General features: G+C 57.6%; 12 protein-coding genes. 7 read left to right on the top strand and 5 right to left on the bottom strand.

From position 1 onward, the window contains the following. Nucleotides 1-606: 606 nt before the first annotated feature. The gene (gene bamC / locus DIE16_RS27275) at nt 607-1,815 is read right to left on the bottom strand and encodes an outer membrane protein assembly factor BamC (protein ID WP_044846042.1); all 1,209 of its coding nucleotides are present in this window, start codon (nt 1,813-1,815) and stop codon (nt 607-609) included. 357 nt (nt 1,816-2,172) lie between these two features. On the opposite strand from bamC, the gene DIE16_RS27270 reads away from it, so the two are divergent. From DIE16_RS27270 to DIE16_RS27240, 7 genes are all read left to right on the top strand, one after another. Next, nucleotides 2,173-3,573 (top strand): site-specific integrase, encoded by a 1,401-nt coding sequence (locus tag DIE16_RS27270; RefSeq protein ID WP_158348957.1) that lies wholly within the window; start codon nt 2,173-2,175, stop codon nt 3,571-3,573. Between the two features lie 115 nt (nt 3,574-3,688). After that, nucleotides 3,689-4,051: an IS66 family insertion sequence element accessory protein TnpB gene (gene tnpB / locus DIE16_RS37575; protein WP_148095399.1), complete on the top strand. Its 363-nt coding sequence runs from the start codon at nt 3,689-3,691 to the stop codon at nt 4,049-4,051. 85 nt (nt 4,052-4,136) lie between these two features. Continuing rightward, nucleotides 4,137-4,517 carry a hypothetical protein gene (locus tag DIE16_RS27260; RefSeq protein ID WP_113047419.1) on the top strand — a complete coding sequence of 127 codons (381 nt, stop codon included), beginning with the start codon at nt 4,137-4,139 and terminating at the stop codon, nt 4,515-4,517. Then, a complete protein-coding gene (locus DIE16_RS27255) occupies nt 4,514-7,009 on the top strand; it encodes an Hsp70 family protein (RefSeq protein ID WP_124893770.1) in 2,496 nt (831 codons plus the stop codon). Before DIE16_RS27260 ends, DIE16_RS27255 begins: the two co-directional genes overlap by 4 nt. A 2-nt stretch (nt 7,010-7,011) precedes the next feature. After that, a complete protein-coding gene (locus DIE16_RS27250) occupies nt 7,012-8,472 on the top strand; it encodes an ATP-binding protein (protein WP_124893769.1) in 1,461 nt (486 codons plus the stop codon). Nucleotides 8,473-8,693: 221 nt separating this feature from the next. Further along, nucleotides 8,694-10,346, top strand: a complete 1,653-nt coding sequence (locus DIE16_RS27245) for a hypothetical protein (RefSeq protein ID WP_124893768.1) — start codon at nt 8,694-8,696, stop codon at nt 10,344-10,346. A gap of 222 nt (nt 10,347-10,568) precedes the next feature. Next, complete coding sequence (locus DIE16_RS27240) at nt 10,569-11,321, top strand: lysozyme inhibitor LprI family protein (protein ID WP_124893767.1); 753 nt, start codon at nt 10,569-10,571, stop codon at nt 11,319-11,321. A gap of 28 nt (nt 11,322-11,349) precedes the next feature. Here DIE16_RS27240 and DIE16_RS27235 read toward each other — a convergent pair whose 3' ends face one another. The 4 genes from DIE16_RS27235 to DIE16_RS27220 form a co-directional block, all read right to left on the bottom strand. Further along, entirely contained in the window at nt 11,350-11,811 is a 462-nt protein-coding gene (locus DIE16_RS27235; RefSeq protein ID WP_124893766.1) for a hypothetical protein, read from the bottom strand. A 159-nt stretch (nt 11,812-11,970) separates the two neighbouring features. Then, entirely contained in the window at nt 11,971-14,214 is a 2,244-nt protein-coding gene (locus DIE16_RS27230) for a DEAD/DEAH box helicase (protein ID WP_124893765.1), read from the bottom strand. Beyond that, a complete protein-coding gene (locus tag DIE16_RS27225) occupies nt 14,186-15,484 on the bottom strand; it encodes an ATP-binding protein (RefSeq protein WP_124893764.1) in 1,299 nt (432 codons plus the stop codon). Before DIE16_RS27225 ends, DIE16_RS27230 begins: the two co-directional genes overlap by 29 nt. Further along, a complete protein-coding gene (locus DIE16_RS27220) occupies nt 15,481-18,210 on the bottom strand; it encodes a TerB N-terminal domain-containing protein (RefSeq protein ID WP_185735520.1) in 2,730 nt (909 codons plus the stop codon). The genes DIE16_RS27225 and DIE16_RS27220 overlap by 4 nt, the downstream gene beginning before the upstream one ends. Nucleotides 18,211-18,476: the final 266 nt, after the last annotated feature.

The following is an 18,476-nucleotide window of genomic DNA, read 5'->3' as shown; positions in this document are numbered from 1 at the left end:
ATTGAGCGGCGTGTGAGCGGAACGCTCACACGCCGCCAACGCGACCTCGCCCTACCGGCGCTCGCCGGATGCGAACCGCGCCGCCCCCACTCCAATTGATTGCGAATCACCGAATCCCGCACAGGCCGGATCGGCGCCCTCGCATTGCGGCCCCATCAAAAAAAATTGCCCGCGCTTCATACGAAGCGCGGGCGAAACCGTCGCCCTACGAGGATAGGCGACGGGGCCATCGAGACCCGCGCGCGGCGCGGATCATCATCGGTTGTGCCCGCGCTCGCAGCGCCGGCATCTGGGGACGTCGAAACCGTTGGTCGGGCGTTCGCGACGCCTGCCCGGTCTCTGGCACCACCCTCCCTGTCCTAACGATTCGAACTAATAAAGCAGTTTGCGTGCCAGGTGCATTTTCGAAAGCACATCATTGATCCATAAGGATATTTTTCGGGACCATGACGATGTAACACCCGTTCCGCCGCCGTAACGCGCAGATGTTACGTAACGTCACAAGGCGGAGCAGCCGAACGTCCCGCACACGCCGACGTCACGGCGCGCGACCATAAAAAAAGCCCGCCGGGCGGCGGGCTTGTTCGACGAGCGGGATCGTCGCGATCAGCGCAGCTGATTCACGAGCAGCCCCATGATCTGCCGGGCCGGCGACGACGAATCGATCGCACCCGAATCGTCGACGACTGCCACACGCGTCTGGTCGGCCGTCAGCGCCTTCACGTTGACGCGATACTGCTTCGCCTGCTTTTCCTTCTTGCCGTGGAACAGTTGGCTCCAGAAGCCCTGCTCGGCCGCGCTCAGATCCTTCGGATCGACATAACGCACGAAATACAGACCCTTCGTGCGATCGCGATCGTCGACCGTGAAGTTCGCGCGATCGAGTGCGAGGCCGACGTGCAGCCACGACCGGTCGTACGGCTCGCCGAGCGTGACTTCGGACGGCACCGCACTCGTGTCGACGTCGTTCGCTTGCGACGACGTACGCGCGACGTTCTGCGCAGCGATCGCCGCGGCAGCCGCCTTCGATGCGTCGGTATCGGCCTTCTTGTCCTTCGGCACCGTGTTGTCGTTGATGTTCGCGACCGGCGGCTCGCCGTTCTTCGCACGCTGCTCGTTCTGCGCGAGCACCGCCATCAGCCGCTTCAGGTATTCCGTCTCGAGCGCCGGATCGTTCGGCTTCGCTTCCCACTTGCTCGAATCGTTGTTCGCGCCGGTGATCGCCTCGCGCATGCCCTTCTGGCTGACGAACACATAGGTGCCGCCGTTCGGCGCCGAATCGAGGCGCGTGCGGTACTTGTTGCGCTCGGCCGTCACGTACGAATTGCCCATCGCTTTCGAGATCACGCTGCGGATCAGGCCGTCGTTGATCTGCGGATGGGTCTCGTTCCAGTCGGTTTCCATCACGCCCTTGTCGCGCTGGTCGACGACGAGCAGGAAGCCCTGCTCCTGCCAGAAGCGGCGCACTTGCGGCCAGATGTCGGCGGGCTTCTTGCCGTCGATCACGAGCCAGCTCTCGGTGCCGTCGCGCTGGATATGCATGCCGGCCACGGCGGGCGCGACGGTATCCGTCGCGGGCGCCGTGTGTTGGACCTGCTGAAGCGCGGACAGGGAAGTCGCGCCGCCCTGCGGCGGCAGCGAACGCTGATCGGCCGTCTCGTCGAGCATGTTGGGCGGCACTGCGAGCGACGCTTCCTTCGATTTCGAATCGCTCTTGTAGTCCACTTTCGTGGGCGACGACGTACCGCAACCGGCGACGAGCGCGCCAGTGGCGAGCACTGCAGCGAACCGCATGGTAAGACGAAGATCAGTCATGTTCGGGGAATCCTCTTCCGCTAAATCACGGCGCTTTCCGTGGATCAACCTTGCATTTTACCGGGGCCGCGCCGGGATGTGCAAAAAAGCGACGGGCAAGAAAAAACCCGCGTCAGCCTGAACTGACGCGGGTTCTTATCTGGTCGGGGCGAGAGGATTTGAACCTCCGACCACCTGCACCCCATGCACTTTTTTGTCGCATCCGTCGAGTTCCGCTGGCGTCCGAGAAAACACCCCAATGCATTGATTTTAATGCTTATTTTCTCAAGAACTTGCCCTAGCAATTCCATTACAATACGACCCAAGCTTCCGGATCTGTGGGGGCAAATGTGGGGGCAATTTCCCCCGGAGGTTGCAATGAGCACGCTCACCACGAAGGAATTGCAAGGGCTAATCCCAGCTGACAATGGCCGTCGCCTGTCCGATGGACATGGTGTTTTTGGTGTGGTCCGTGCCGGGGTGAAGGGCATATCGGTTCAATTTTCATTGCGCTATCGAGCAGGCGGCGGCGTCCGCGAGATCCGTCTCGGTACCTTTCCGAAGGCGAGCCTGCGCCAGATCAGAGATGCCCGCGACCGTGCGCGTGCACGCATTAGTTCCGGGGAAGATCCGCTGGAACAGAGACGCATCGAAAGGCTGAAGAAACTAGTCGACGTGAACGCAGAAGTCCGCACCCTCGAGGACAAGCTCGCGCGTAGGACGTTCAAACAGCGATTCAACGAGTGGGCCGACTCCGCCTTGCGGAAGCGGGCAGACAACGGACAAGAAGTCCGTCGAGCATTCAAAAAGGATGTCCTTCCAGTGATCGGCGACATCGCGATGGAAGACGTACGCCGCTCTGACATCATGTCCTCACTGGACGCGATTATCGCGCGAGGCGCAAACCGGCTCGCCAACCGGACTCTCACCGATCTCAAACAATTCATCAAATGGTGCCAGGCGCGGGAGTACGTTTCCGCCAATCCTCTGATGATGGTCTCAAAGAAGGATGTCGGCGGGACAGACGCCGAACGAGAACGAACCCTTTCCGATCACGAGATCGGCGCCTTTCCGAAAGCACTGGAGTCCGCGAACTTGCCGGAACCCACAAAGCACGTATTGATGTTGATCTTGGCGACCAACGCACGCGTGGGCGAGGTCATTAAGGCACGCAAGCGCGACATCAACCTTGAACTTCGGACTTGGCGCGTACCAATTGAAAACGCGAAGAACGGGGATGCACACATTGTATTTCTGTCTGACTACGCCACAACGCACATGAGCGCACTCTTTCACCTGTCCAACAGTAAGGAATGGCTGCTACCCGCCCGCCGGCACAAGGACAAACCAGAAACGCACATTGACCTCAAAAGTATCACCAAGCAGGTAGCCGACCGTCAGTTAGTCTTTTACGAGCGTGGCGCACATACGAACCGAACCGCTAAAACGAATTCCCTCGTTCTCGGCGACGAAAAATGGACTCCGCACGACTTACGGCGAACAGCCGCCACCTTGATGCAGGCGACGGGAGTATTGCCCACCGTGATCGACAAGTGTATGAACCACCGCGAGCAGAACCGCATGAAACGCATCTATCAGCGGTACCCATATACGGTCGAGAAGCGCGCCGCATGGCACCTGCTGGGGGCACGACTGGACCAACTGACGGGCCTGGATCGATTTGCAGAACGAGCTGAGCATGACGGGGCCACGGAAATGAGGGAGCACGCCATGCAGGCTGCCGCGATCGACGTCTCGACATCAGAGCCGGGGGGATAGGGCTCGCACTCTTTGGCGCCGGTGTGGAATCCATACGTAAGCGGCCAGCCAACCCGTCTGAGTTTGGCCGAGGCGCTTGGACATGCGTGCTGGTTTCGACACGGCCTAGGCGCGTGTGGTCAAGGTGTTCGGCGCCGCACACCCACATCATGCCTATCTGTTCGCCAATCGGCGCGCCAACCGCACGAAGGTCCTGATTCACGACGGGATCGGTATCTGGCTGGCCGCGGGACGCCTGAATCAAGGGCAGTTCGCCTGGCCGCCCATCGGCAGTGAGTGGCCGCACAAGACACTAGACTTCGATGCGCCGGCTGACCACTGCGCCTCAACCTCCAACAACTCCCTCCTCTTTTCATCTCAGCAGCTGGAAATAGTGAGCCGCAGACGAGGCCTTCGATCTCTGCTTTCGTATTTACCCTTGTCGCATACGATTCTTCAAAATGATCTGCTAAAGTCAAAGGCGAAGAACAGAAGCTAGTCGAACTCGCTTACAGGGCAACGAAAAAAGCGAATGGCCAAGCCGAATCCTGTTCATTCCGCTGTCAACGGCGGTCGGGGGAAGCATGGAAGAAGCGCGCGGTGTTGCGGGCGACCATCCCGCGAAAGAGGCGTTGATAGACGTTTCCATAGAGGCGTGGCGCTTTGCCCGCGTATTCGGTCGGTTGCTTGGAAAGCTCGAAGTAAGTGAGACCCCTCGCTACGCCAACCAATCCCGCTATTTCCTCAAGAAGATCGATGATGGTCTCAACGCGTGCGGCCTGCGCATTGTCACCCTTGAGGGGCAACCCTACGATCCGGGCATGGCAGTCTCCGCCTTGAACATTGCCGACTTCGGCCCCAACGATTTCTTGGTCGTCGACCAGATGGTCGAACCCGTTGTCATGGGTCCCGATGGCCTAGTGCGCAGCGGAACTGTAATGCTTGTGAAGGCGGGGCGTCCATGAAGAACTACATCGGGATCGACCTCGGAACGACCAACAGCGCGATCTGCGCCTATGATGGCGAGAGCCTGCGCCTATTCAAGAGCCCTGACCAGAATGACGTCACGCCGTCGGCCATCTTCATCGACAAGCGCAACAACAAATATGTAGGCAAGCGCGCCTACGATAACGCAGCGCGCAATCCAGAGAATGCGGCCACGTTGTTCAAACGGTTGATGGGCACTAGCACACCGATTCGCTTGCCTGCGGTCGACGTGACCATGACACCGGAGGAGTGCTCTGCCGAAATTCTGCGTGTGCTCTTCGGTTACCTGCCTGAAGAAACTCGCAACAAACCTGACACCGGAACCGTAATCACCGTTCCCGCTGCATTCAACCAGATGCAAAAGGAAGCGACAATGGCCGCGGCGGAAATGGCCGGACTGGGAAAGGTCGCCCTAATGCAAGAGCCGGTCGCCGCGGTCATGAGCGTTATGCGTCACCGCACAGGTGATGGAATGTTCTTGGTCTACGACCTAGGCGGCGGGACACTGGACATTGCCATTGCCGAGAGCATCAGTGGGCGAGTCAGTCTGCTTTCCCACAGTGGTATTGCCATGTGTGGCGGCAGAGACTTCGACCGACTTCTTCTCGACAACGTCGTGAAGCCCTGGCTTCTGGAGCACTTCGATTTACCAGAAGACTTCTCAACCGACACGCGCTACACAACCCTACGCTACATGGCCACCTGGGCGGCTGAGAAGGCAAAGATCGAATTGTCCTCGAGCGATGAGGCGGTGGTAACACTCGACGACAGCGAACTGCGAGTGCGCGACGCATCCGGGAACGACATCTACCTTGACATAGCCGTGACCCGGCATCGGTTCGACGAATTAATTACAGGAAAGGTTGACGAATCCGTCGACGCGGCACGTGAAGCAATGGACAAGGCAGGATTGAGTCCCCACGACATTGGGCGCGTTGTATTCGTAGGAGGCCCGACTCAGTACAAGCCGCTTCGAGATAAGGTCGCCTTCGAACTTGGCATCGCGGCGTCCACCGACGTCAACCCGATGACAGCCGTGGCCGAGGGTGCATCTGTGTTCGCGGAATCCATCGACTGGGCTAGCCAAAACCGAGGCCGCAAAAGCGGGCGAGGCGCTCTGGCAGCTGGAGGTGAGCTAGATCTGGCCTTTAACTATCAGGCACGCACGCCGGACTCAAAGGCCAAGGTGATTGCCAAGCTCGGCGGCAAGGCCGCGGACAGCACCGCCTTCCAAATTGATAGCCTCGATACCGGATGGTCTTCCGGCCGCATCGCCCTCAAAGACGGGGCAACGGTCGAGATTCCATTGGCCAAACCTGGTGAGAATCTGTTCAAGGTGTTCGTATTTGACGCCGCGGGCGGACCTGTGCGGATGAGCGAGGACAAGATCACCATCTCGCGCACTGCAGCGCAGATCGACGCAATCCCGGCCTCTCATTCAATCGGCATGGAGGCGCGAGAGAAGATCGGCGGGCGTCTCGTCCTCGACTATTTGGTCCAGGAAGGCGACCAACTGCCGATAAGCGGCAAGAAGACCTTCAAAGCTGACGAGTCCCTGCGCGCCGGTGCCGCAGGCTCAATCAAATTCAAATTATGGGAAGGCTCAATTGAGGATCCTGTTTCGGACAATCGGTTCATCGGCATGTTCGAGATCAAGGGCTCGGACTTCGCCACTGGCGTAATCGCCAAGGGCGCAGAACTACAATGTGAATACGAGGTGCTCGACTCGGGCAACATCGTTCTCGAGGTCACGGTGCCTTCCATCGGCGGCTCGTTCCACAGCGGCCGGAATTTCTATTCGCGACAGGAAGGGCAAATCGACTACACCAAGGCGGCCAAGCGCATCGGCGAAGAGTCTGAGCGCGTCGGAAGCCGGCTCCACGAGATCGCCCAACAAGTTGACGATTCACGCCTCAACTTGGCACGCGAGCGGCTGGAACGGGCGGCGACAATAGAGGGTGGCGAACACGATCCCGAAACCGCAAAACAAGCGATGGACGACATCCAGGAGGCGAAGAAGCTACTGGCCAAGGCGCGAAAGGATCACCTCAAAGTCATCCGGCGGATGGAGCTCGACAAGGCGGTCGAATTCTTCGACTCGCGTATCCGCCAGTTTGCACGGCCTGCGGAATCCGGATCTTTTGACAACCTCGCCAAGACGGCGCAGCGCGCGATCGACAATAATAGCGGCGATTTCGAGTCACACCTTGATGAAATGCGCGGAAGGTTCTTTTCGATCCTCTGGCGCCAGGACTGGTTCATCATCGACCGCTTCAAATGGCTCTCCGAAGACACATTTCTGTTTCCTGACACCACCGAGCACGAGGAACTCTGCCGGGTCGGACGACAAGCCCTGCAAGCTAGCGACATCGACAAGTTACGTCAGGTGGTAGGCCACCTCGACTCGATACGCGTCGGCACGTCCAGAGAGGACGACATGGTCGCTGGGTCGAACATCCTAGTGGGCTGATCGTGGCACTCGAAAGCTGGCTGCCAATTGGATATGAACTGCCGGACGGGGCTCGCTGCGGGCGGCCGAGGTACATCGATTTCAACTGGCAAATCGTAGAGACTCAGGGTGCCGGATACGCCCTGATCGCGAGAGAAGACCTATTTGCCAAGTGGGCAGCCTCGGGACTGGCTGATGTTGGCGACTTCCACCGTTTCATGTTCGGGTCCGAAATCTACCGCGAGGTTTCTTGCGGCCCGAGCCAAATGCTCGCTCCGCTGTCCGACTGCCGCTCGCCTGTTAATAAGAGCGAGGCGCTAGCGTTCGCAACGGCCCTGAGAGAAACGCGCATGATCGATGCAGACAGTCCGCTTCAGGACGCTATCTACGTCGAAAAATTCAGCCGACTACTGCCCACTTACGGGATCACTTCGCACACGGACGACGACACGGTGCTCGGCTACTGGCTGACGGGCGGTGCCCGCGTCTCCACCAAATCGTTTCGACGCTTACAGCAGATGCTCACGTGGTTGGGAACCACACACCTGTACGAAATTATCCTGACGGCGGGGCTCGATGCCACCGACGACCCAAACGCCGAAGCGGCCGACGATTCTCGCGCTCTTGATTCAGACGAGCGCGGCACGACGTTTCTGCACCAGGCGGACGCCCACGGGGGCGACTTGAAGCGACGGGCGACGATCGACTCGGGCAAGCCGTTCTCGCTTCCTGGGCGCGTGGAGTTGGAGGCATTTTTCAGCGAACACATAGTCGACATCGTCCGACACAAGGAGCGCTATCAGGAACTTGGCATCGGATTCCCTTCGGCGACCGTCCTATACGGGCCGCCCGGATGCGGGAAGACCTTCGCGGTCGAACAGCTAGTCGAGTTTCTCGGGTGGCCGTGCTTCCAGATCGACGCTTCAACAGTCGCGAGCCCGTTCATCCACGAAACCAGCCGCAAGGTTTCCGAGATGTTTGAGAAAGCAATGCGGAGCGCACCGTCAGTGCTGGTGATTGACGAAATGGAGGCTTTCTTGGCCGACCGGGAGACTGGCGCGGGAAGCCACCACCGAGTCGAGGAAGTTGCCGAATTCCTGCGGCGAATCCCAGAGGCTGCCAAAAACGAGGTCCTCATCATTGCGATGACCAATCGCGTGGAGATGATCGACCCCGCAATTATGCGTCGTGGCCGTTTCGACCATGTCATCGCGGTTAGCTATCCAGACGAGACCGAAGTAGCGGCGTTACTCACCAAGTTGTTGGCAAATCTACCGAAGGACCGAACAGTTGATCCGGTGCCGTTGGCCCAAAAGCTCGCCGGGCGGCCACTCTCAGACGTTGCGTACGTGGTTCGCGAAGGTGCGCGGCTTTCCGCCCGCGCCGGCGCCAGTCGTCTCGGGCAAGAGTCCCTTCTCGCAGCACTTGAGTCTGCACCGTCCCGGACTGAACTGGGCTCCGGTCGACGCATCGGGTTTGTCTAACGGGAAGATGCCTTCTCGAACGCTGCGGAGAAATATCGCAAAGGCCAAACGTCCTCCTCGATCAACGTCTGTCCAAACTAGACCTCGGGAGACGCAAGTCGTAAGCGACCTAGTTCAGAAGTCGAGCCAAAGATCGATAAGTTCAGTGCAATGGCCAGCATCTGCAATACGCGCCGTGGTGAATCCTAGTTCGAACCGCGGTGCAACAAGGCGAGATCGAAATGAGTAAGAACACGACCGACACAGCCCTGCATCGAAACCCCTTTTGCGTCCTCGGCGTCACCACACGTGACGACCGCCGAAAAATAGTCGCAATGGCTGAAGAACAGTCCCTACATCTCGACAGTGACGTCTGCCAAAAAGCGCGCTCCGCACTCATCAATCCTAGGACGAGGCTTTCGGCCGAGATAGCGTGGATGCCAGGAGTCGCGCCGCGAATCGTCGAGAACTTGATGCAAAGCCTCTCCGACAATCCACAAGCCATTCGGTCCGAACAAGGGCTGCCTGGCCTGGCGAGAGCGAACCTAATGGCAACTGCCTGCGAACTCTTCGCCGACGACGAATCGGTGTTGCCCTTGGCCAGATTCATTCGCGACTTCGCCGAGGTGGTTGAAACCATCGATCTTGAGGAGGTCCTGCGTGATGTCAACAAGGATCGCAGCATCTCCGGGTTTCCGGAGGTGCAAGCCGCCGAATTGGTCGAGGAAGAATTATCTGAACGTCGCAAGGCCTACCGATCGGCCCTCAGGAACTTACTGGACACGATGGAGCCGACCAAGCTGACCGAAACCTTGTCGACGGCGGTGAACCTCGCCACCGACAAGGGAAACACGCACGGCCCCACTCTACTCGACGACTTAGTTGACAGCTACGAGGTTGAGGCGCAGGGACTCTTGCAAAAAGAGGCAGAAACTCTGTTTATCGTCATCGAAAGTGCACGTCAGGCTGCGCCGCGCGGTGCACAAGCGGTCGACGTGGTTCTCGATGGGCTCGAGAAGATTGCGCGCAACTGGTATCGATTCACGAAGCCGATCCAGACTAGCGCGAAATCCCGCGGTATCGTTCATCAACCGAGCCAGGATCTCGCGTATGCGCTGAGAGGCGTTGGGGTCATGCTAAATAACGAACACAGTATGCTTGACCAAGCCGACCGGATAACTCGACTACTACGCGAGCTCTTTGCAGAACTGCCCGAGGTTGCAGAGAGAGCTCAGGAAGACTCCGAAGTGATTCGGGGGCTGCGGTTGCAGGCGGAGGAACGCGACCGAGATAACGAGCAGTGGGCGCGCGACATTACCTTCTGTGCAGAGGTTGGTCTAATTTTCAAAGACGAGTTGGCGATCTCACCGCAAGGCATACGCTGCAACGGGCGCTCTATTCCACTCAACTCGATTACGCGAGTGCGCTGGGGGGGAGTGCGTCGATCAGTAAACGGAGTTCCTACTGGAACAGACTACACAATTGCCATCGGCAACAACGATTCCGAACAGGTCGTCAAACTACGTAAGGAAGCAACCTACTCGGGGTTTGTCGCCGCGCTTTGGCGTGCCGTCTGCGTCCGCCTTGTCCTAGAGATGATCGCCGCTCTCGAAAAGGGTCAATCATTTTCCTTTGGGGACTTCGTAGTCGAGGACGACGCTGTGACTTTGGTTCGCCATAAATTCTTTGGATCGAACGAACGGGTTCGCCTTAACTGGCACGAGGTCCGTGTTTGGAGTGCGGATGGTCGATTTTATATTGGCACCCCCGACCGGAAAGGGGCCTATGGATCAGCGTCTTACGTCCACGTCTGTAACACGCACATCATTGAGCACATCATTCGTGGAGGATTCGAAAAAGGCATTCATAAATTAAGTGACTACGTTAGGGGATGATCTTCCATGGCGAATGAAAAAAGTAAGAAGGGATTCGCAGGGCTCGAATCGATGGCCTCAGATGTCACGACTCTCCCAATCCCCCCTACTAGTCCGCCCTCACCGGAACGAAGCGATACTCTACAAGCCGGCGAGTCAGCACCCATCTATGCAGGAGCACTGCAGCCCACTTCCAGACCCAATGGTTCTGCGAAATGGTGGGCTATCGGAATCGGTTTACTAGTGCTGTTCGCATTGCTTCTGAATTCTCATACTCCATCTCAGTCGCCTCCAGTTCAGGGCATCGAAACCAACCAAACATCATCAAGTGGTTTCGAAACTCCGAATTCATCTCTTTCCGCTACGTCAGAGCAGACAATCGCTTCCAACGAAGAAAACATTCCGCCTGCCGGTAAAGGACTAATACTCGACCGCTCACAGATTCGCTATTGTCTTTCACAGAAGATGCGGCTGGAAGCGTGGGATGGGCAAGTAATCCAAACTTCGGAGATATCCGTGAACGCGTTCAACGTGGCAATAGCGGACTACAATTCCCGATGTTCAAATTTTCGCTACTACGTCAGCGAATTCGAGCGTGTCCGCGCCGAAGTCGAGGTAAACCGCGCGGCCCTGACACAGCAGGGCTTTTCCAAGGCTGCTGCGGCAAATCAATACAATGCCAATTTGCAAAATGCACCGGCAATCAAAACTAGCTTTGACTGCGCGAAAGCCCGCTCGGATGCGGAGCATCTAATTTGCAGCGATGCTCAACTAGCGGCGGAAGATGTCGAGCTCGCAAGCCTCTTTGCCCATGCCAAGGCGGTGGTTCGGGACCGGGTCGCATTCAGGGAGCACGCGAGGCAGCAATGGAACTATCGCGAGCGCAACTGTCACGACCGGCTTTGCCTAGGTCAATGGTATGCAGGTCAGCGGCAGTGGCTGACGACAGTCGTAGAAAGTCAGGGAATGATGAATGCACCCGGTGAAAATGATTGATGTTGCACGAACTCGATAGAACAGTCGCTTAGCTACACCGAACCTTTAACGTTCCTGTTGCCTCTGGCGGCTCTACACGATAGCCGGCATGCCTGAGGACTAGCGCGCACAAGGAGAGAAAGTCCTCCACCGACAGATCATTCTTCGCGTCGTTCGTCCGCCACGCACAGATTTTGAAAGAAGCCTCATTGGCTGAAGCCTCGACGTGGTCCACCGTGGGCAGCAGCGCGAAACCAGCCTTGTAGTGGTGCCCGCCCTCTTGCGAATCGGCATTGACATAGGTCGAGATGAGATGCCAGTCAAGCGACTTGCCTGTGTAGGCGTCCAAGCCACCGCTCGCGACAACGGCCGCGTGGATCGCATCTCTGTATTGCGCGCCCGTCGCGAGCATGCCGCGCTTGCGATCTCGAACGACATGTGCCCGCGCTTTTCGCAGCAGCCACCGCACGTAGACCTCCTCGGAGACCACCCCTTCGAGAAATGGCGGCATCGACCGCTTTCGTGTCATCGTTGTTGTTCTCTTGCGCCCGTGGTTCGTGGCAAAAAATCGGAGCCGTGCACCGGCAGGCTCCGAAGGAAGAAATGATCGAGTGGGCGGTCACGAAATATCCGCCCCCTGGCATTTCTGCCGCTTCGTGCCTGTCTTCGCTTACTCGCCATCGCAACAAGCACTTCCGAGCTCACTGGCGAAAGCCAACGCGCCATCAATATCCAGATGTGTCGACGCGAACGCACGCCGCCTCACTTTTTCAGGTAGCGCCCAATCCCATTTCTCTTGCTCGAGATTTTCAATTTTCCCGAGCGAATCCAGGGCTGTCGTCGCATCCCATTCACCGATCTCCCCAAAGACGTTGACTAGACGGTCAACGTTTCCGTTGGTAACGCTGACGACCACACCACCGTTGAAGGCATCGATTTTGTGGGCCTTGAGCAGCAAGACGAGTGTGTCGTTAATCCAGTCACCGCGCCAAGTAGCGATGTGCACTTCCGCTCCTTCCGATATGAACGTGGCGGAAGCCAACGAGGCATCAGCATAGTAGCGACGTGCCTCTTGCAGCAGTTCACGACCTCGTGCGTCCAGAGTGAGTTCCGCCTGGTCACTTGCAAGAACGCGCCGCATTTCGCGCCGAACTTCGTCGTGAACCATTGCACCGTAGCCGTCAAATTGTGGCGGCGCACCACCGTGGTCAGGCAGCACATAGATGGTCTTGTTTTCCTGATCTACTTCCTGGACGCGCCAGCGCCGCCCAGCAAAAATCAGCCCCTGTCCGATTGTCAGTGGATGTGCTACTGGCAGGCTCCCGAGTTGGCGCCCTTTGGCAATCAGTCGGAACTCCTCGTCAGTCGCAAACGCGGAATAGAACTCATAGTGGTTGACCAACTTCTCGCCCGCCTCGCCGTGCAGCAGCAGGCCGTTCGACGACTGCACAATGAGGTCGAGCTTGCCAAGATGAAGCAGAATCTCCGTGAATGTCTGCTTATCGATCGCGTCGAACGTGCCGCTCGCAATCAGGCTGCTCCATAGATATCCTGCAGTGCACCCTCCGCGTTCAGCGATGATTGAAAGAATCTGTTGTACGAGAGTCGATGCATGGAGGCCGCCGATTCGTGGTGGCTCGAACCATTTCCGCATCAGCAGATGCACCATAGCGACCGACTGAACCAGACCTTCGCGTATCCTGTCCGAAAAGTCGGACTGCGGTGTTAGATCGGACTCTATACAGTAGCCACGGAGGATGGATGGTTCTCCTTTGCGGCGGCCGGATCGACCTAGACGCTGACGCAGGCTCGCCACCGAGGGCGGTGCCCCAATCTGCGCAATACTCTTCACTGAGCCAATATCGATTCCGAGTTCAAGTGTAGTCGTGCAAATGGCGCTAGCCGGTCTTGCACCTTCCTTCAAAGCTCGCTCGGTGTCCTCTCGTAGTTCCTTCGAAAGGCTTCCGTGGTGAGGCCAGAATTCGTTGGGATACGCGTCGCGCTCGCACGCGCGGCGCAAAAGATCCGCGTACGTTTCCACCTGTCTGCGGCTGTTCGGAAATATGAGATTGTTAGAGCCGCGCAACGACGCATAAAGCTGATTCGCAACGTCAACGGTACTTCCTGGGAGCGCATCCTCAAGCTCCGGACTTTCAAGATCAGGTTCGCGCTCTACGCGTGGCGGTCGATGCACGAAGCCTTTGATTAGGACCTTCAGCTCCTGAGTGGTACTTTTTGACTCAATGATGCCAATCGTCGACTCGCCACCCGGACGCAAGAACCGCGCGGCGAGCTGCATGTCCCCGAGGGTCGCCGATAGGCCGACACGTGGCACTGCATGACCACATGCACGTTCAACGCGATACATCAAGGACTGAAGCTGCTTTCCTCGCTCGGAGCCGATAAAAGCGTGCAATTCGTCGACAACGATGTAGCGCAGAGAAGCGAATGTCGCCTCCATGGACGCCCCGCGGTTGACGAACATCGCTTCTAGGGATTCGGGTGTTATCAGAAGAACGCCCGTCGGATTCCTGAAAAATCGCTGCTTCTTACTGCTGGAAACATCACCGTGCCATCCGACAACGGAAATCTCTAGCTCCTCGCAAAGGCTATCCAGCCGAGACCACTGGTCGTTGATGAGAGCCTTAAGGGGACTAACGTAAAGAACTGATCCACTGCACGGAGACTCGCGCAGCAGGTTTGACAAGATCGGAAGAAATGCCGCTTCAGTCTTCCCAGCCGCTGTTTGGGCCGCAATGATGATGTCTCGGTCGGCATTGATTAGCGCAGGCACCGCACGCTCCTGCGCGTCGCGCAACTCAGTCCACCCTTCTCTCCAGATCCACCGGCGAATCCTTTCGTCGAGAAGGTCAAAGCTCCTCGAATCAGCCGAGGCGGAAGCTGGCGAATTCATCGTCACCCTCGGTCGCCACGTCACTCATGCCCCCGGTGTCTTTCTCGACTTCGAGCGCGCCGATCAGTTGCTGCCATTCAGCTGTTGGATTCTGTTCGAGTACGGCCAAGAGATTGATGAAGGCGGTAATCGTAGTTCGTGGCGTGCGAAAATATTGGTCGCCGAGACGCATCGCGCAATGAGCCATGAAAGCGGGAATAGCTTCGGCCGGCAGTTGCGCCTTTGCCTCGTCGCCGAACGCATGCACGAGGCGAATCTTGTCCAGCAGAACATAGAAGTCTTCCGGCGTAAGACTGGCAAGCCGGATGACGGGGCCCGTGTAATCGACAAGCCCGCTCGTGGCGAATGTATTTTCTGCGAGTCGCGACTGGAGAGCCGTATAGCTGTAAAGCCCGCGTTTCGTGTCCAACAGAAATTCAGGCGTGCCACCGAGGACGAATCCGAGCCCTTCAGCAGAACCCTGAAGAGAGTCGTTCAGGATCCTCAGGATTTGTTCGTAGTTCGCGTTCCGTGCCTGAACGTTCGCGAGCTTGTAAAGATTGACCAGTTCATCGAGGCACACCAGCAGCCCGCTGTACCCTGCAAGTCTTACGAAACGTGCCATTAGCTTAAGTTGGTCGTAGACCGACGCATCATCAATGATAGTGCGTACGCCCAGCGCGGCACGTGCATCCGTCTTCGTAGTGAACTCACCTCTCAACCAGCGAACGGCATCACCCTTGAGCTGCTCATTTCCCTCTTCAAACCCACGGCAATATGCGGCGATGACGTCGGCGAAATCATATCCGTTGACCATCTCGGTCAACTGGTTGAGCTGAGCACGAATAACCTCTTCGCTCGTTCGCCCTGCTGCCTTCGCTTCGGTTTTTGCTTGGCCGATGAATTTTTCGACGATGGCCGCCATGGCACCGCCATCAGCCTTCGTACGTGTTGAGATGTTCTTCGCCAGTTCAGCGTACAACGAGCGCGCCTGCCCGCCCGACGCATGCAATCGGCGGTCGGGATTCAGGTCCGCGTGGACCGTGACAAGTTTTTTCTCCAGGGCAATAGCCCGCACGAGATTCAAGAAAAACGTCTTGCCTGCACCGTACTCACCGGTCACCACGCGGAAACTCGATCCGCCATCGGCGACGCGCGCGATGTCCTGGATCAGGGCATCGAGTTCTTTCTGACGACCCACCTGAATCAGGTGTTGTCCGATTCGCGGAACGACGCCCGCGCGGAGTGACTGAAGAACCGCATCGCGATCCTTGGGACGAATTGTTGTCATGCTGCTAACCGTTGTGCAAGTTCCTGATTGATTTCGATTGGGTCGTCCCCGTCAATGAGCGGTTCGTCCCAGTGATCAAGCGCAGCCTCATTGACCTGTTCAATGGCGCCATCTAGCATCATTTCAAGGTCAGATGCAGCATCGACCAACTCCGCGCGCGTCCATTTCGGCCTCGTCAGCAGCAGCCGAAGGAACGCCGAGTGAGCATCGTCCATCCCGAGCAAGCTAAAGGACTCTGGCTTCGTTGCCAGGGCAGCGGCGTGATCCGAAACTAGCTGGGCGCCCGACTCCTCGTCGGCAAACACGCCGGCCAACATTGCGGATACCTTTGCAGTCTCCTTTTGGAGCGCTTCGATTCGAGCGGAATCAAGTGTGAAGGTCGGCTGCGACGACACAAGCTTCAACGTAGGTGCGTTGGTGTGCGCTTGCGACAAGCTTGGAGAACCAACAACGGCATTACCGTGTAGATCCCTATATAACTGCTGCGGGTCGAGTCCGAGCATCTGGTACACTTTTTCTAGCAGCTTGACTTCCGCCGGCGACACAACAGCGTCCGCGTTTGCGGTCTGGATCAGCAGCGTTGCAAGGGAATGCTTCGCGTCCACCGACAGTGGCTCAAGCCGCTTTTTGAGGCTTGCCAGAGTCGGCGGTTGTGCGATCTGCACCTGCACACGTGCTTTGAGCCGATCCTGCTGACGTGGGGCCATCTGCGACCAGGATTCAATCTGTCGATAGATGAGCTCAATTTCGGGCTCCGTCGCCGCCCCATCAGCCATCGCGATCGAAGCAGCCATGTCCACCATCAACGCTAGCGTGAGATATGTCTCGTCCGCCAGGTTTGTGGAATTGCTAGGTGGCGTCGTGTACAACGCCACAAAATCCGTGTTCTTCGGTGTGCGCCCCGAAATTCGCACATCCGGCTCCATTGCTACGCCGGCTTCTCCAAGCACGCGAGCGAGGGTCGCCAGCTTGTCGCGCGTGAGGTTCCCTGCTGCCTTGAACCGCTCAAACAGATTTCCGAAAGTTGTCACGACGGTACTACTAGCGACTGACGTGACGAGTGTTTCGAGTTCGAGTCGAGCACTCTCCTGCCAAAGCTCAACCGGGAGTAGGAGGGTGCTTTCCAGCGTACCCTCTGCGTCTGGGTTCCGCCCCAAAAATCTGCTGTAAGCGTCCAGTGCATCGGTGCACTCGTACACCAACTCCTGTAGCTTGTTTCTCGGGCCGGTCACGGCCGTGAGATCGGGCAACGAGGTAATGTAGTCCGGATATTCAATTTCGCGGAGCGCGTAGAACGATGTGGACGCAGGCGCTCGAAGCTTCGTTTTGTTCACGGGCAGTCTCATCCCGTCGCGATACTTCTCGACGTACTTCCTCTCGAACAACTGACGGAATTCGCGGGCACAACGGGTCACCGGCGTACGCTTGTTGACGGCACCGTCACCCAACACCCACGCGAGGGCCCACTCGACAGGAACGGGCGCTTTGCCCACCGACGCCTGGCCGAACGCTACGCGTATGCTAAGTGGCACTTCGAATGTGTTGCTGATTGGGCCTGGCCTCTGCTCATACTGCCGCCTGGGATGCACCGAATGCACGGAGATGAACTCGAGCAGATTGTCGACAGCGCTCGTGGAAAGCGTGTTCGAATATACAGTTTTCAGACGCAGCAGCTCAGTCGCGATAGCATCGAACTCCCCCTTTTCGACGCGGCCCTGCATCCCATCCACGAGAACACGGCGTTCGAGTCCGTGGAGGTAGAACTGTACGAAGCCTCGATGCAATTGCGGATCTGACCGGTCGGATGCCAGCCATTGGATATATGTTCGTCGATGTGCAGCAGAAAACGAGTTGTAACTCAGCCAGTAGTCTTCGGGACCAACCGAGCTTTCACTCCCTTTCGCTGCCACGTTCGAATTCGGAACAACAGCGCACGCATCGAGGCCTTGGTACCCCTCGCCTCGTCGCGGTGTACCGAGAAAGAACATACCCCCAGTAATCGTTGTTCCGGCAATGTCCACAGCCTCGCCGCGATTGATCCAGTGAACTTTTGGCGAAGACTCGACGCTCGGGGGCGCGATCCGATAGGATGAGCCAGTTGAATCAGATGACAGTGTTACCGTCAAAAATTCCTCATCGTGCTCTGGCCGGGTCTCTAATGTAGCTTTCGGCATAACCTCCGCCGGCCCAATAGATTGCGACTCCGCCGAGCTTGTGCTCATGGAGTTCGTTGTCGGGGGCAATTGCTTTTTCTTTGTAAGGGCGGAAATGCTTACACAGACAACGGTGAACACCAAAGCGATCGTCCAGCTCCCTTTCGGGGCCACAACGATAGCAATCAATAGGGCCATGACGAGCACGCCCACCCCGGCACCCGACTTTTTTGCCTTGCGGCTCATAGTTTTGGTCTCTCGCTTCTTCGAACTCAGCCGCCATCCGGTCAGGCAGTCCGATTGGACGATTATATTACGCTGGAATATGCGTCCTCGGGCATCGCGTTCGAAATCAAACGGCGGCTCCCTTTCGAAGGTTCTCCTCTTCGCGATGAATGGTTCGGCACACACTAGAGGGGGAGAGGCACACGGAAAATCGACGCTGGACGCGTCGGTTAGCGGGAACGCCTTGATATCGAGTATCGGCCGGCAGATCCCGACAAGCTCAACCTGCACTATGCGAATAGCGCGAGCTGCCACTATCACGCGCAGCGCAGCATCGAAACTGGACATGATCACGCGACAGGACATGGTCTTGCACTCGCCTGCTGCTGCGCGCTGAAGTAGCGTGGGGACGACTGTTGACTGCGTCAAACCGGCGTTTCCGTACTCCAGCGCCCGACTCTTGCGATTCAGCGGTACGCAACTGACGAGGACTGGCACGCTTGCCGAACTTGAAATTCCCCATAGCTACCACAGACTTGTCGTAGCCATTTCAAGATGTCGTGGCGCCAGCTAAATAGAAATGTCCGGTTTTGAGGTTGGGGTTAGGGTTGGTT

Origin of the sequence: Burkholderia sp. Bp9090 (genome assembly GCF_003857985.1) — a bacterium.
GTDB lineage: Bacteria > Pseudomonadota > Gammaproteobacteria > Burkholderiales > Burkholderiaceae > Burkholderia.
This window is presented reverse-complemented; position numbering and strand designations above follow the sequence as displayed.